Annotated in this window: 13 protein-coding genes; 7 read left to right on the forward strand and 6 right to left on the reverse strand. The window is 63.4% G+C overall.

Annotation, left to right across the window (positions count from 1 at the left end; all coding sequences use genetic code 11):
• Positions 1-142: 142 nt before the first annotated feature.
• The 4 genes from ACPW75_RS02960 to ACPW75_RS02975 are packed head-to-tail and all read right to left on the reverse strand — an operon-like array spanning position 143 to position 3,337.
• Positions 143-1,306 carry a membrane protein gene (locus ACPW75_RS02960; protein ID WP_011705134.1) on the reverse strand — a complete coding sequence of 388 codons (1,164 nt, stop codon included), beginning with the start codon at positions 1,304-1,306 and terminating at the stop codon, positions 143-145.
• A complete protein-coding gene (locus ACPW75_RS02965; RefSeq protein WP_077096227.1) occupies positions 1,306-1,677 on the reverse strand; it encodes a GtrA family protein in 372 nt (123 codons plus the stop codon). The genes ACPW75_RS02960 and ACPW75_RS02965 overlap by 1 nt, the downstream gene beginning before the upstream one ends.
• A complete protein-coding gene (locus ACPW75_RS02970; protein WP_029301561.1) occupies positions 1,674-2,735 on the reverse strand; it encodes a glycosyltransferase family 2 protein in 1,062 nt (353 codons plus the stop codon). Before ACPW75_RS02970 ends, ACPW75_RS02965 begins: the two co-directional genes overlap by 4 nt.
• Positions 2,736-2,791: 56 nt before the next feature.
• Positions 2,792-3,337 carry a hypothetical protein gene (locus ACPW75_RS02975; RefSeq protein ID WP_016349902.1) on the reverse strand — a complete coding sequence of 182 codons (546 nt, stop codon included), beginning with the start codon at positions 3,335-3,337 and terminating at the stop codon, positions 2,792-2,794.
• 326 nt (positions 3,338-3,663) lie between these two features.
• Here ACPW75_RS02975 and ACPW75_RS02980 point away from each other — a divergent pair, with 326 nt between their 5' ends.
• The 4 genes from ACPW75_RS02980 (at position 3,664) to ACPW75_RS02995 (ending at position 7,040) form a co-directional block, all read left to right on the forward strand.
• A complete protein-coding gene (locus ACPW75_RS02980; protein WP_143238989.1) occupies positions 3,664-4,434 on the forward strand; it encodes a substrate-binding periplasmic protein in 771 nt (256 codons plus the stop codon).
• 81 nt (positions 4,435-4,515) lie between these two features.
• Positions 4,516-6,000, forward strand: coding sequence for a L,D-transpeptidase family protein (locus ACPW75_RS02985; RefSeq protein WP_049048373.1), 1,485 nt, complete (start codon positions 4,516-4,518; stop codon positions 5,998-6,000).
• 150 nt (positions 6,001-6,150) lie between these two features.
• Positions 6,151-6,696 carry a DUF882 domain-containing protein gene (locus tag ACPW75_RS02990; protein ID WP_029301559.1) on the forward strand — a complete coding sequence of 182 codons (546 nt, stop codon included), beginning with the start codon at positions 6,151-6,153 and terminating at the stop codon, positions 6,694-6,696.
• A gap of 92 nt (positions 6,697-6,788) precedes the next feature.
• Positions 6,789-7,040, forward strand: a complete 252-nt coding sequence (locus tag ACPW75_RS02995) for a hypothetical protein (protein WP_005303367.1) — start codon at positions 6,789-6,791, stop codon at positions 7,038-7,040.
• A gap of 94 nt (positions 7,041-7,134) precedes the next feature.
• Here ACPW75_RS02995 and ACPW75_RS03000 read toward each other — a convergent pair whose 3' ends face one another.
• Both ACPW75_RS03000 and cysZ read right to left on the reverse strand, forming a co-directional pair.
• Positions 7,135-7,749, reverse strand: coding sequence for a trimeric intracellular cation channel family protein (locus tag ACPW75_RS03000; RefSeq protein ID WP_011705141.1), 615 nt, complete (start codon positions 7,747-7,749; stop codon positions 7,135-7,137).
• A gap of 142 nt (positions 7,750-7,891) precedes the next feature.
• Entirely contained in the window at positions 7,892-8,656 is a 765-nt protein-coding gene (gene cysZ / locus ACPW75_RS03005) for a sulfate transporter CysZ (protein WP_011705142.1), read from the reverse strand.
• Positions 8,657-8,765: 109 nt separating this feature from the next.
• On the opposite strand from cysZ, the gene ACPW75_RS03010 reads away from it, so the two are divergent.
• From ACPW75_RS03010 to ligA, 3 genes are all read left to right on the forward strand, one after another.
• Positions 8,766-12,140 carry an AAA family ATPase gene (locus ACPW75_RS03010; protein WP_077096225.1) on the forward strand — a complete coding sequence of 1,125 codons (3,375 nt, stop codon included), beginning with the start codon at positions 8,766-8,768 and terminating at the stop codon, positions 12,138-12,140.
• Positions 12,141-12,155: 15 nt separating this feature from the next.
• Entirely contained in the window at positions 12,156-13,268 is a 1,113-nt protein-coding gene (zipA, locus tag ACPW75_RS03015) for a cell division protein ZipA (protein WP_011705144.1), read from the forward strand.
• A 99-nt stretch (positions 13,269-13,367) separates the two neighbouring features.
• Positions 13,368-15,374 (forward strand): NAD-dependent DNA ligase LigA, encoded by a 2,007-nt coding sequence (gene ligA / locus ACPW75_RS03020; protein WP_077096224.1) that lies wholly within the window; start codon positions 13,368-13,370, stop codon positions 15,372-15,374.
• The last annotated feature ends 14 nt before the right edge of the window (positions 15,375-15,388 follow it).

Below are 15,388 nucleotides of genomic sequence, written 5' to 3' on the forward strand. Positions count from 1 at the left end.
GAGGGCGGGCTTGGACAGGCAAACCGTCGATTTGTGACATCAGTTCAAATGGTTACGTTTTCAAGAATGGAAAAGTGTGAGCGGGGTGTCGCGCCCATAAAAAAGCCGGTCGATAGACCGGCTTGTTGCATTACCACTTTCGTCACACGGTGAAGAACTTGAAGTTGACGAAGGCCACCGCGATGAAGGAGGCCACCATGCCGCTCAGGCAGAGCACGGCCGGGCGAATGGCCGGCCAGCGATGAGTCAGCAGGATGATCGCCAGCATGGTCGGATAGAGGCCGAACATGTAGCGCGGCATGGCGTTGAGCCCTGTCATCAGCGGAATGGTGCAGCAGATGAACATCAGGGTCGCCTCGGCCCAGCGCTTCTGGCTGAACAGATAGAGGTTCAGAGCCCAGCCAAACATCACCATGATGGAGAGGTAGGATTTACGTCCGCCCAGCTCGAAGCCGCTCAGCCACCAGTCCAGCGGGCTGTCCATGTAACGGCCCCAGGCCACCTGGATGTGCTTGAACGCCAGCGCGTCACCGGTGAGGTGATAGAGGTAGAACATGTAGGCGAACAGGCCGAGCGGGATCATCCAGAGGGTGAACACCACCTTGAAGGCGCGCTCGGTAAAGCGGAAGAACTCGCGCCAGCCGTAGGCCTGCAGCGCCAGGATCAGCACCGGGAACACCATCATCACCCCCAGGTTGCGGGTGGCGGAGATGAACACGCCGAGCAGCGCCACCATCAGCCACTGCTGGCGATAGGCGAACAGGAACATCCCCAGCATCAGCGCCATGAACATCGACTCGGTATAGCCGGAGACAAAGTAGGCGGAGAAGGGGGAGAAGGCGAGCAGCCAGACGCCGAAGCGGGCGGTGTCGTCACCCAGCTTGAGCTGACGCAGCACCAGCAGCATCAACGGCAGGCTGATGAAGAACGCCAGGTTGGCCACCAGCATCAGGCCGATCAGACTCTCGACGTTGAGCAGGTTGGAGATGGTGCCTGAGATCATCGGGTAGAGCGGCATGAAGGCCCAGTTGGCCGCATTGCCCTTGCTCAGCCAGCGCGGGTAGAGATCGTAGCCGTTCTCGATGATGCGCTGGAACCAGACGCAGTCGAACTGGCAATAGGCCTGCAGCGGGCCTATGTCGGGGGAGCCGTAGAGCTGCACGCCGAAATAGCCCATGCCGTAGAGGGCGGCCCGGCTCAGCACGAAGGCGGCGATGATCATCAGCCAGTCACGGCTGCTGATGGCCAGTGACGGGCGATAGGGGCCCGCATTGTCAGGGGTGATGGAGGTAGTCATGTCATTCATCAGGCAAATACCCAGATCCTGGAGAGGAGGTAGGTGAGCACGGTGACCGTCAGGGTGGCGATCACCACCGGCAACAGACCGGAAAGACCCGCAAACAGCAGACCGCTCAATATCAGGTTACGCACCGCCAGCGAGAAGAGGGCAACCAGCAAGAACTTGCTGGCGGCACCCTGCTTCTGGAAGGTGATGTAACGGTGACCGAAGAAGGAGAACCAGAAGGCGATGGCAAAGGCCAGCGTCGTCACCAGGTGCTCCGAGATGGTGGGCCAGGTGTGAAACAGGGTGATGGAGGTGCCCAGATCGACGAGGGTGGCCCCCCCGCCGACAAACCCGAAACGTACCAGCCGCCAGAATTCCTCGCGGGAGATCATTGAGACGCCTGCTCCTGCTGGTCATCAGCGGCTTTCGCAGCAGCAGCCTTCTTGCCGGCGCTCTTCTTGCTGCCGGTGGCGGCGTCCTGCTTCGGCTCTTCATCCTGCTTGGCATACTGGCCGTACACCCCTTCGATGAGGTAGACAGGGCGCTGCTTCACTTCCACGAACATGCGGCCGATGTACTCACCGATGATACCGAGCGACAGCAGCTGGATACCGCCGAGGAACAGCACCACCGACATCAGGGAGGCGTAACCCGGCACGTCGATGCCGAAGAAGACCACCTGAGTGACGATCTTGAGAATGTAGAGGAAGGCGACGAAGGAGACGCCGACGCCGACGTAGCTCCATACCCGCAGCGGCCAGCTGGAGAAGCTCATCAGGCCGTCGAGGGCGAAGTTCCACAGCTTCCAGTAGTTGAATTTGGTCTCGCCGGCGTGGCGGGCGGGGCGCTCGTAGGGCACGCCGACGGCACGGAAACCGGCCCAGGCGAACAGCCCCTTCATGAAGCGGTTGCGCTCCGGCAGCTGCTTGATCGCCTCGACCACCTTGCGGTCGATCAGGCGGAAGTCGCCGGCGTTCTCCGGCAGCTTGGTGCTGGTGGAGAGGGCGTTGAAGAAGCGGTAGAAGCCACCGGCGGTGAGGCGTTTCATCGGGGTGTCGGCGCTGCGATCCACGCGGATGCCGTAGACGGTGTCGTAGTCGCCGGTCTGCCACAGCTTGACGAATTCGAGAATGAGCGCGGGCGGATCCTGCAGATCCACGTCCATCGGCACCACGGCATCACCCTTGGCGTGATGCAGGCCGGCGGTCATGGCTGCTTCCTTGCCGAAGTTGCGGGCCAGGTTGACCAGGGTGACGCGTGGGTCGCGGGCGATGGCCTGCTCGACGACTTCACGGGTGCGGTCGCGGCTGCCGTCGTTGACGAATACAATTTCCAGCTGATCCTTGAGCGGCGCCAGTTCGTTATCTATCGCGTTGATGAAGGCATCTATGCTCTCTTCCTCGTTGTAAACGGGAACGATCAGAGAGAGTCGAAAATCGGCATGCGACATGAAAACTTCCTTATTTGGAAAATTATTTTATAAAACAGCGTATTGGAGAATACGTCTTATTGGGCGACGGTCAAGCGCACCGACTGGACATTGAGCGGCGTCGGGGCGGAGAGCGCCAGAAAGTTGGGACGCTTGGGGTCCGAGGTCAGCGACTCGCCCGGCAGGCTGAGACGGATCTCGTTGATGCCGGCCTTGGCCAGCTTGACGGTGGTGGTGAAATCGTGGCCCAGTGCCACCTTGAGCAGAGCACCGGCCTGCGGGCTGTTGACCCGGGCCTGGATGGTCAGCTGTTCCGGCTGTGCCTGTTGCTTGGGCAGCACGAAGTAGAGGCCACCCTGGCCGCTCAGTTCGGTGCCGTCCGCGCTCGGTTTCTTGGCCCAGCCTTCGCTGGAGAGGAAACGGCTCGGCTTGGTCAGATTGAGCTCGTTGCCAGGCTGATAGGTCATGCTGGAGTTGTGCTCCCAGAAGCGGGTCTTGCCTTCCAGGTAATAGAGCTTGTAGGCCAGGCTCACGTTGGGGTGGGCGGCCAGGTAAAGGGTATAAAGGTAGAAACCACTCAGCGCCATGATGGCGGTCAGAAAACCAAACTTTTTGTACGTCATATCACTCTCTGCGCCTCACGGTTTGTAGGCTGATTTCGCGCATATGCTAATCCAATTGCAAAAAAAGCATAGTGGATCACAAAAATATATTTGGTCACATATTAACCCCTTTTCGGCCGGTGTTCCAAATGTTGCTGTTCCCGTATTTTACCTGCCCTGGCGAGCCGGAGATCCGGCGCAGGCCGGGGGCATTTCAGGCCCGGCTCCGACAAGCATAAATGAGGGCACCGCTCACGCGGTCGGGAGCCTGCATCGCTGTGGCAGGATCTGTCGCCATTTTGCCTAGGCCGATTTATGATGGCGTATCACGCAGTCAAGGATGACCCATGAAGCTGAAACTCTGCTGCTGGATGCTCTGCTTGCTGGCGCCGCTGGCCTCGGCAAACAGTCTGTGTCCCTCGCCCTTGCGGGTCGGTTTTGACAACTGGCCGCCTTATCACTATTACGCCGCCACGGCGGCCGGGCAGAAGGAGCTGCGGGGCTTTGCTGTCGAGGCGCTCACCGCCATGCTCAAGCGGCTCGACTGCAAGGCCAGCTATGTGGAGATGCCCTGGAAGCGAGTGCTGCACGGTCTGTCGCTGGGCTCGGTCGACATCGCCATGGAGGCCTATTTCAATGAGGACCGCGCCCGCTATGCCTGGTTCTCCGATGCCTACAATCCGGGCCGCAGCGCGCTCTGGATCCGCAAGTCATCCTCCTACCCCGAAACCGATCTGGCCAGCTGGCTGGCCAGCGGCCATACCCTGGGCATCACCAAGGACTACTACTATGGGGCCGAGATCAGCGAGTTGCTGCGCCGTTATGCCGCCCAGGTGAGCGTGGTCAATGACGAGCAAAACTATGGCAAGCTGGTGCTGGGGCGCATCGACGGCTTTCTCGGCGATGTGCTGGCCACCCCCTGGGGCCTGAAGGAGGAGGGGCTGAGCGATCTGATCGTCCCCCACACCATGGCCGTATATGAAGCGCCGACCTTCTTCATGTTCAGCAAGAAGCGGCTGTCACCCGAATTTGTCAGTGCGTTCAATCGCGAACTGGCTGAATTTAAAGCAACAAATGAGTATGACATTATCTGGCGGCGCTACGCGCCCACCAGCTAGTAAAGTCGCGGGCATTCACGCATCATGAGCGCCTTGACCGCCGGGTCTGACAGGCTGAAGTGAACCGATCTTGAGGTAAGCATGGGGAAGAAGTATTGGCTGGCATTGGCAAACCTGATCTGGCTGGGCTGCTGGCCGGCGGCCATGGTACAGGCCAGCGAGGGCCAGGTGGTGGTAAGCAATGCTGCGATGCAGCACGACTGGTATCAGAACAGCACCGCGGAGCAAGCCAGGCGTGAGCTGGAGCTGCAACTGCAGGAAGCCGTGCTGGCCCAGTTGCACCCGGATTTTTACACGCTCTGGAAGAAGCTGCAGGCCAAGCCGGCGGATCAGCGTGGCGCCCTCTATGACGAGGCGTTCGGCAAGCTGGCCCGGTTCCAGCAGGCGTGGCGGGCCATGGATCTGGTCTCCCGCGAGCAGATGCAGACCCTCAAGCTCAACCTCAACAAGCCGCTGGCCCACGAGCCGGCCGGCGACAACCTGCTGGAGCAGGTCAGGCAGCTCAGACCCCAGGTCGCGGAATATGACGCGGTGCGCGAGGAAGTGCGCAAGCTGCTGGCGCTGCCCATGGCCAAGAAGTGGCCGACCCTGACCATGCCGACCCTGCGGGCCGGTGAAGTCTCCCCGGAGCTGGGCCAGATCCGCTCCATCCTCAACGAGCTGGGCGACACTGCCCCGCGCCATGATGACGCCACCTACGACGCCGAGACCCTGCAGGCCGTCAAACAGTTCCAGCGCCGCCACGGCCTGACCGCCGACGGCATCATAGGCCGGCAGACCCGCAGCTGGCTCAATACCGGGCCCGAGGTGCGCGCCAGCCTGCTGCTGCGCAACCTGTGGCGCCGCGATCTGGTGGATCAGCTCTCCGGCGCCCGCTACGTGCTGGTCAACATCCCCGACTATCGGCTGAGCGTGGTGGAATCCGGTAACGAGGTATTCACCAGCCGGGTGATCGTGGGCAAGGAGCAGCGGGCGACCCCGATCCTTGCCAGCGAGATCCGCTCCATCGTGCTGAACCCGGCCTGGCACGTGCCGCGCTCCATCCTGAGCAAGGACATTCTGCCTAAGCTGGGACGGGATCCCGCCTACCTCAATCGCGAGCAGTTCGAGGTGATCGACGGCGAGGGCAATCCGGTACAGTTCACCGAAGAGGGCTGGCAGCAGGCGCTGGCGTCCGGCTTCCCCTACCGGCTGCGGCAAAAGCCGGGCGATCACAACGCACTGGGCCGCTACAAGTTCTATCTGCCCAACAACGAGGCCATCTACCTGCACTCCACCCCGCGCAAGGCGCTGTTCGAGCAGGGCGCGCGTGCCTTCAGCTCAGGTTGCATCCGGGTGGAGCATGCCGACGATCTGGCCGAGCTGCTGCTGGCGGACTCCCGCTATCAACCGGACAAGGTGGCCAGCATCCTGAAAGAGACCCAGACCAAGTGGCTGCCGCTGACCACCCCGATCCCGGTGTTCACCGTCTACTGGAGCAGCTGGATCGACGAGGATGGACGTCAGCAACTGCGCAACGACATCTATGGATTTGATCGAGTCAGCTACCAGAGTCGCTTGCTGTGATCCTCGCCACAGAGTGAAAAGCCCGGCCTGCGCCGGGCTTTTTCATGGCCCCTTGCGGTTTGACAGCGGCCGGCGCGGCGGGTAGTTTCAAGCGCCTGTATCAAATTCATTCAACGGTTTCACCTCAACATAGCGATGGACGGACAAGGGATGCTTGATCAAGAGATAAGCCGACGTCGCCTGCTGCTGGGTGCCGGTTGCCTGCTGGGGGGCTCGCTGTTGTCCTTCCCCGCCACGGCGAGCCGCAGTACGGCAGGACGTGAACTCAGTTTCTTCAATCTCAATACCGGCGAGCGGGTACGCGCCAGCTATTGGGAAGACGGCCGCTACCTGAAAGACGGGCTGGCCGAGCTCAACCACATCTTTCGCGACTACCGTCGCAACGAAGTGTTCAACATCGACCGCAAGCTGTTCGACCAGCTCTACCTGCTGCAGCACAAGCTGGGTCGCCACGGCGAAATCCAGCTCATCTCGGGCTATCGCTCCCCCGTGACCAATCGCCAGAAGCGCAGCCGCAGCCGCGCCGTGGCCAAGCACAGCTACCATACCCTGGGGCAGGCGGTGGATGTGCGCATTCCCGGAGTTCAGCTGGCGCACCTGCGCAAGGCGGCGCTCCATCTCAAGGTGGGCGGCGTCGGTTACTACCCGAGCGACAACTTCGTTCACCTCGACACCGGGCCGGTGCGCAGCTGGTAACGGCCGGCTGCGGGCCACAGCTGCCCGGCGGGTGACTGGCCAGCGGGGTGGCCGAGCTGGTAGGCTCTGGACACCATGCAGAGGAGAACCAGATGAAACATATTTTGCTTGGCGGGCTGATTGCCCTGCTGCTGACCGGTTGCGGCAAGCTCAACCGTGAAAACTACGACAAGCTCAAGATGGGGATCAGCTACGCCGAGGCGAGCAGCATCCTCGGCAAGGCCGAGCGTTGTGACGATGCACTGGGGACCACCAGCTGCATCTGGGGTGACGAGGGCAAGAACATCAAGATCCGTTTCATCGCCGACAAGGCGACCTTCTTCAGCTCGGAAGGGATCAACTGAGGCAGCCACAGCCCGGTTGCCCATATAAAAAAGCGCCTGACCGGCGCTTTTTTGTTGGCTGCAATCCGTACCGGCTTGCCAGAAGCTGGCGCGCTCAGTGCGTGGCGTACTGGTAGTGGAAGGTAGGCAGCCCCCACTTGAAGCGCACCGCCAGGAGGCGCAGCACGAAACCGATGCCGATGGCGCCGAAGGCGGCCCAGTCGTTGGGCAGGCCCTGATCGAGCGCAAGGCAGTAGATGGCGGCCGTCACCAGCGAGATGGCGGCATAGAGCTCGCGGCGAAACACCAGCGGAATGCGCTGGCAGAGCAGGTCTCTGAGCACGCCGCCGAAGGCCCCTGTCACCACCGCCATGATGCAGGCGATCCCGGCGCCGTGGCCCATCTCCAGCGCCCTTGCCGCGCCGAAGATGGAGAAGACCACCAGCCCCAGGGCATCGAGCGCCATGAACAGCTTGCCAAGGTAGCGCATCAGCGGCGCCGAGATGACGCCGGCCATGGCCGCGCCGGCGACCAGCAGCACATACTCCGGGTGTTCGACCCAGAGCAGGGGGTAATGGCCCAGCAGCACGTCGCGAATGGTGCCGCCCCCGATGGCGGTCGCCGATGCGATGATCACCACGCCAAACAGATCCATCCGTCGCCGGCCCGCGGCCAGCGCGCCTGTCATCCCTTCGGCCACCAGGCCCAGCAAGAAGAGTGCATGTAACATGAGATATCCCAGGGTGCGAGAAAGCCCCGCATCCTATCAACTCGCGCTATAGGGGACAAGCAATGAAGGCTATGCATTATTTTTTATAATGCAAAAATGAAACGGGGCTCCCAAGGGAGCCCCGTTGTCACCACCAACCGGCTCAGCGTCTGAGCTGTTCGGCGCGGTAGTGATCGACCCACATGGCGGTGGCGCCGCAGATGGCCACCGGCATCACGAACAGGTTCACCACCGGGATGGCGGAGAAGAGGGTGACCAGGGCGCCGAAGCTCAGGCACTTGCCGCGCCGCTGCTTGAGGGCATCGCGCATGGTGATGAAGTCGATCTTGTGGTTGTCGAACGGATAGTCGACGTACTGGATCGCCATCATCCAGGCGCTGAACAGGAACCAGAGCACCGGTGCCAGGGTCTGGCCCACCACCGGAATGAGGAACAGGATCAGGCAGCCGATGGCCTTGGGCAGGTAGTATTTGAGCTTGGTCCACTCGCGGCCGAAGGTACGCGGCACGTCCTTGACGATGTCGAGCATGCCGGTATCGCTGACAGTCTCGCCGGTGAGGGCCTGTTCCACCTTCTCTGCCAGCAGGCCGTTGAAGGGGGCCGCTATCCAGTTGGCCACCGAGCTGAACAGGAAGGAGAAGACCACCAGGATGGTGATGAGGGCGATGGGCCAGAGCAGATAGTCCAGCCAGTCGAGCCAGCTCGGGATCTGCTGGTGTAGCCAGCCGAACAGGCCGTCCAGCTGCAGCAGCAGGGCGTAGAAGGCCCCGGCAAACAGCACGAAGTTGACCAGCAGGGGGATCAGCACGAAGGTGCGGATGCCGGGCTGGCGAATGAGCGAGAAGCCGCGCAGGAAGTAGTCTGCGCCGCTGATCGAGTCTTTTACCATACGGGGTGAGTGGCTCATCTGAGCTCCATCTGTTCATGGGAAACTGCCTGCATATTACAAACAAGCTTTTGATTTGGTAAAGTCGCCTGCCCGCCTCCTCTTTATTTCGTTACCCACATAGGCCGCCATGCGTCTGAAATTGATCAAACTCGCCGGTTTCAAGTCGTTTGTCGAGCCGACCCGCATCGAGCTCAACGCCGACATGACCGCCGTGGTGGGCCCCAACGGCTGCGGTAAATCCAACGTCATCGACGCCGTACGCTGGGTGCTGGGGGAGAGCTCCGCCCGCCATCTGCGCGGCGAAAACATGACCGACGTCATCTTCAACGGCTCCGTCAACCGCAGCGCCCACGGCCGCGCCTCGGTGGAGCTGGTGTTCGACAATCCCCACAACCGGGTGCCCGGCGAGTTCGGCCGCTTTACCGAGATCTCGGTGCGCCGCGAAGTGCTGCGCGACGGCTCCAACCACTACCAGATCAACGGCCAGAAGTGCCGCCGCAAGGACGTGACCGACCTCTTCCTCGGCACCGGCCTTGGGCCGCGCAGCTACGCCATCATCGAACAGGGCACCGTCAGCCGGCTGGTGGAGTCCCGCCCCGCCGATCTCAAGCTGTTCATGGAAGAGGCTGCCGGGGTTTCCCGCTACAAGGAGCGGCGCCGCGAGACCGAGCAGCGTATCCGTCATACCCAGGAGAACCTGGAGCGCCTTGGCGACATCCGCGGTGAACTGGGCTCGCGCCTCGAGCATCTCAAGGCCCAGGCCGAGACCGCCGAGCGCTACAAGCAGCTCAAGAGCCGTTCGCGCGCCGCCCGCGCCGAACTGATCGGCTCGGAACTGTGGGCGCTGGAGACACGCCTCGGCGAGGCCAAAACCGAGCTGGCCCAGGCCGAACAGGCACTGGCGGCACTCGATGCCAAGCGCACCGAGGGCGAAGGGCGTCACGTCACCCTGTCGGTGGCACGCCAGGAGGCGCAGGCCGAGCAGGCCAGCCGCCAGCAACAGATTTTTCTCGGTGGGCAGGCGATCGCCCGCCTCGAGCAGCAGCAACTGCACCAGAGCGAGCTTGGCCGCGACTGGCAGGCGAGGCGACAAGCCCTCGGCGAGCGTATCGAGGGGCTCAAGGTCCAGCTGGCCGGCCAGCTGGAACAGCTGAGCGAAAGCACGTTGCAGGGCGAGGTCGCGTCGGCGCGTCTGGAGCAGTGTGAGCAGTTGCTTACCGACCAGCAGAGCGTACGCGCGGCGGCAGCCGAGCGGCTCGAGCAGGCGCGCCAGCGCCAGCAGCAGTGGCAGCAGCAGCTGGGCCAGTTACAGGGGCGGCTCAACCAGACTCGCGCCGAGGTGAACGGTCTGCAGGAGCTGCAGGCCAAGACCCGGCTGGCCCGTTTCAAGCTGGAAGATGAACAGGCCGGGCCCCTCGGCGGGGAAGGGGAGAACCTGCAACCGGCGCTCGATGCGCTGGCGGCGGAGCTCGCGCTCTCCCGCGCCCGCCATGAGGAGTCCGAAGCGGTGTGGCAGGCCGCCGTGGCCCGCCACGAAGCACTCAAGACAGAGCAGGGTCACCAGCAGGGCTTGCTGCGCGAGCTGGAGGCTCGCCTCGCCACCCTGGATCAGATCCTGGGGGAGCAGATGGCGGGCGCCACCCTGGCGGATCGGCTGCAGGTGCCCCCCGAGTGGGCCCGAGGGCTGGACAAGGTGCTCGGCCGCTGGCTCACCGCCACCCCGGCGGATGAGTGCAATCTGACGCAATCCGGGCTCTGGATCGGCCCGGCCCAGCCGGCGGTTGCCGGTACCCTGGCGGCGCAGCTGGGCGGCGAGCACATCCCTTCCTTCCTCAATGCCATCTGGCTGGTGGAGGGCCGGGAGGCGGCATTGACCCGCCAGCCGAGCCTGGCGGCCGGTGAGTCGCTGCTCACTCCTGCTGGCGACTGGTTTGGTCCCAACTGGGCGGATCTGGGGGAGGGCATGGCCCTCGGTACCCTGGCGCTGCTCGGCGAGCGTGAGCGGTTGCACACCGAGCAGGTCGCAGGCCGGGAGGCGCTGCGCCGGCTCGATGAGCAGCTTGCCGCCGCCGATGCGACGCGGGCCCAGCTGCACGGCGCCCATGAACTGGCTCAGGGTACCCTGCGCGAGCAGGAGCAGCAGTGGCAGCAACTGCGCGAAGCCTGGAGCCTGCGCGAGGGGCAACGGCAGGAGCGGTTGCAGCGCCTCGGCCAGCTGGGGGAAGAGCTGGCTCGACTGGCGCAAGAACAGGCCGAGGAGGCCGAGCGGCTGGCGTCGGCCGGGGAGCGGCTTGAGCAAGGTGAGGCGGCTCTTGGCGAGCTGCAGGAGCAGGGCGAGGCGCTTGCCGAGGCGCTGCTGCTCGCCCAGGAGCAGGCGAGCGGGGCGGAGCGGGCGCTGGAGGAGGCGCGCCTGCGCCGGGAGCAGCAGCAGGCCGCCTGCCAGCGGCTGCAACTGGAGCAGCAGAACCTGCGCCAGCTCATCGCCCTGCGCGAACAGGAGCTGGCCCGCCTCGGGCTGGAGCTGGCCGAGCTCAAGGAGCCGGGGGCTGCGCCGGGTCAGGATCTGTCGCCCCTGCTGGCCGAGCAGCGCAATCTTGAGGCGCAGCAGCTCGCCTGTCATCAGCGGCTTGCGGAGCTGGAGCGTCAGCTGACCGAGCTGGAGCAGGCCAGAAGCGCCGATCACAAGCAGCTGGTGCACATTCAGGAGAAGCTGGCCCAGTTGCGGTTGGAGCGGGAGCGCAACCTGACCCGGCGCCAAGGGCTGCACGAACAGTTCGAGGAGCTCGGCGTGCGGCTGGTGGATCTCGATCAGGCGCGGCTCATCGCCGCCGATCGCGGCAAGCTGCGCCAGGAGATCCAGACGCTGGAGGCACAGGTGGAGGCACTTGGCGCCATCAACCTGGCGGCCCTCGAGGAGTATGAAGAGGCGAAAACCCGCTCAAGCTACCTGGAAAACCAGTGCCAGGATCTGGAGCAGGCGCTGGAAACCTTGAGCCAAGCCATTAAAAGAATTGATAAAGAGACACAAATACGGTTCCGGGATACTTTCGATAAGGTCAACGAAGATTTAAAATCCCTCTTTCCGAAAGTGTTCGGGGGGGGCAGTGCCTGGCTTGAGCTCACCTCCGATGATCTTTTGGAGGCCGGAGTGAGCATCATGGCGAGACCTCCGGGTAAGAAGAATGCTACCATTGCCCTGCTTTCCGGGGGGGAGAAGGCGTTAACCGCACTTGCGCTGGTTTTTGCCATCTTCAGACTCAACCCAGCACCATTTTGTCTGCTGGATGAGGTGGATGCACCGCTCGATGAAGTGAACGTCGGTCGCTTCTGTTCTCTTGTCAAAGAGATGTCGAGCACAGTACAGTTCGTTTACATCAGTCATAATAAGGTCTCCATGGAGATGGCTGAGCAGCTGGTTGGCGTCACGATGCAAGAGCCCGGGGTTTCGCGCATAGTGTCGGTCGATATCGGTGAAGCCGTCGCTTTGGCTGAGCAAAACTAGAAAGAGAAGCAGCTAATGCAGGAATTGCGTTACATCTTGGTTGCCCTGGGCGGTATTGCCATCGCGGCATTGCTCATTCACGGGTTGTGGAGCAACAGAAAGAATCGTCAGGCACCGATCAAAGAGAAACCTCTGGGCCGGATGGAATCCAAATCACGGGATCGTGACAACGACGCCTTCGACAGCGATGGCATCGGTCAGGTGCGAGTGGTCAGCGGTGGCCGTCGTGCCGAGCCCAAACTCCACCATGATGAGCCCCGCCAGCCGGAAGTCAGCCGTCGTGCGCCTGCGCCCGCCTTCGATGATGAAGATGACGATGCCGATCTGCCGCCGCCCGTGGTACGCAAGCCTGCCGCCCGCCCCGTGCCGCCACCCCCCGTCTATGAAGAAGACGAGGAGGAGTTCGAGGAGCCGGTTGCCGCTGCCGTCGAGGAAGTGCCTGCCGCGCCGGTGCGCAAGCCCGCCCAGGTCATTCGCCGTACCCCGGTCCACCGTTCCCGTCCCCAGCGCGAGCCGCTGCTGCAACCGCTGGACGAAGAGCCGCTGGTCGAGCCCGCCTACGCGACCGCACCCACTTTCGGTGCCCGCGAGCCGGCGCCGGTCGCCGCTCCCGAATACCAGGCGCAGCCCCGTCATGCAGCCCCCGAGCCTGCCTACGAGGAGCCCGTCTATGAAGAGCCGGTACGTGCCGCGCCGGTCGAGAAGATCTGGCAGGATGTCTATGTCATCAACCTGATGGGCCGTCCGGGTCACGATCTGCAAGGGGCCACCCTGCTCTCTTCCCTGCTGGCGCTGGGCTTCAAGTTTGGCGAGATGGATATTTTCCACCGCCATGAAGATCCGAACGGCAAGGGAGAAGTGCTCTTCTCCATGATCAACATGGTCAAGCCGGGCACCTTCAACCCGTACCGGATGGAGCAGTTCGCCACCCCGGGCGTGTCGCTCTTCATGCAGCTGCCGTTGCGCAGCAACGCTGCGTTTGCCTTCGAGGACATGCTGCAGGCCGCCGATCAGCTGGCCAGCGATCTCGATGCCATGCTGACGGATATGGATCGCAGCCCGCTGAGCGACGAAACCATCGCCCGTTACCGGCATGAGCTGGCCGCCTACGAGGCCAGTCGCGACTAATACGCCATGCGGGTCGAATGAATAAAAAGTGCGGTACCCAGGTGCCGCATTTTTATTGGTCCGCTAGCCGGTTTTTCCATCACACTTCGAGACTTTTTCATGAGCGATATCCTCTCCCGCCACCGTCAACTGTGTGAGCTGCTGATCGAGTACGGTCATCAGTACTATGTGCTGGACAACCCCACGGTGCCGGACGCCGAATACGATCGGCTGATGCGCGAGCTGATCGCGCTGGAAGCCGAACACCCCGAGCTGAAGACGCCGGCCTCGCCGAGCGTACGGGTGGGCGGCCAGCCGCTGACCGCCTTCAAACAGGTGCGCCACGAGATCCCCATGCTGAGCCTGGACAACGTGTTCAGCGGCGAGGAGTTGCAGGCCTTCGAGCAGCGCATGCGCGATCGCCTCAAGCGGGAGGTGAGCTTTACCTTCTGCTGCGAGCCCAAGCTGGACGGTCTGGCGGTGAGCCTGCTCTATGTGGATGGCCAGCTGGTGCAGGCCGCCACCCGGGGCGATGGCACCACGGGTGAGGAGATCACCGAGAACGTGCGCACCATCAAGGCCATTCCCTTGTCCCTGCGCGGCGAGGGCTGGCCGGCCAGGCTGGAGGTGCGTGGCGAGGTGTTCATGCCCAAGGCGGGGTTCGAGGCGATGAACGCCAAGGCGCTGGCCGCTGGCGAGAAGGTGTTCGTCAACCCGCGCAATGCCGCTGCCGGCAGCCTGCGTCAGCTCGACTCGCGCATCACCGCCAGCCGCCCGCTGGCCTTCTACGCCTATGGCGTGGGGGTGGGCGGCGAGCAGCTCGGTGGCTCTCACTTCGGTCGCCTCAATCAGCTCAAAGAGTGGGGGCTGCCGCTCAGCCCCGAAGTGAAGCTCAAAGAGGGGGCCGCTGGTTGCCAGGCGTTCCACGACGACATCCTGGTGCGCCGCGGCGAGCTCCCCTACGAGATTGACGGCGTGGTCTACAAGGTGGATGCCATCCCTCTGCAGGAGGAGCTGGGCTTTGTGGCCCGCGCCCCGCGCTGGGCTACCGCCCACAAGTTCCCGGCCCAGGAGGAGATGACGGAGCTTGAGAACGTCGAGTTCCAGGTCGGCCGCACCGGCGCCGTGACCCCGGTGGCCAAGCTCAAACCTGTGTTCGTCGGCGGCGTCACCGTCTCCAACGCCACCCTGCACAATGCCGACGAGATTGAGCGCCTCGGTGTGATGATCGGCGACACCGTGATCGTGCGCCGGGCCGGGGACGTGATCCCGCAGATAGTGGCGGTGGTGGAGGCGCAGCGCCCGGCGGATGCCCGCGCGATCCTGTTCCCGACCGAGTGCCCGGTGTGCGGTTCGGCGGTGGAGCGGCTGGAGGGAGAGGCGGTGACCCGCTGCTCCGGCGGCCTGTTCTGCGAGGCGCAGCGCAAGGAGGCGATCAAGCACTTCGCCGCCCGCCGTGCCATGGACGTGGACGGCCTTGGCGACAAGATAGTGGAGCAACTGGTGGACAAGGGGCTGGTGAAGACGCCGGCAGACTTGTTCAGCCTCAACGCCATCCAGCTGGCCGGGCTCGAGCGGATGGGGCAAAAGTCGGCTCTCAATCTGGTGGCGGCCATCGATGCGGCCCGCAGCACCACGCTGCCCCGCTTCCTGTTTGCGCTGGGGATCCGCGAAGTGGGGGAGGCGACCGCCTTGAACCTCGCCAACCACTTCCTCACCCTGGATGCCCTGCGCGCCGCCTCGGTGGAGCAGTTGCTGGAAGTGGCCGACGTGGGGGACATAGTGGCCAAGCACGTCTACTACTTCCTGCGCCAGCCTCACAACATCGAGGTGCTGGAGGCCCTGCTGGCCGCCGGTATCCACTGGCCGGCCATCGAGAAGAAAGAGGCCGCGGAGCAACCCTTTGCCGGCAAGACCTTCGTGCTGACCGGTACCCTCACCACCTTGTCGCGCAACGACGCCAAGGCGGCGCTGCAGGCGCTGGGGGCCAAGGTGGCGGGCTCGGTGTCGGCCAAGACCGATGTGCTGGTAGCGGGGGAGGCGGCAGGCTCCAAGCTGGTCAAGGCCCAGGAGCTCGGCATCACGGTCTGGAGTGAAGAGGAGCTGCAACAGGCGTTGCAGGGCTGAGTCGCTCACGCAGA

The organism is Aeromonas sp. FL131, assembly GCF_049860615.1.
In the GTDB taxonomy this organism is placed as follows: domain Bacteria; phylum Pseudomonadota; class Gammaproteobacteria; order Enterobacterales; family Aeromonadaceae; genus Aeromonas; species Aeromonas hydrophila.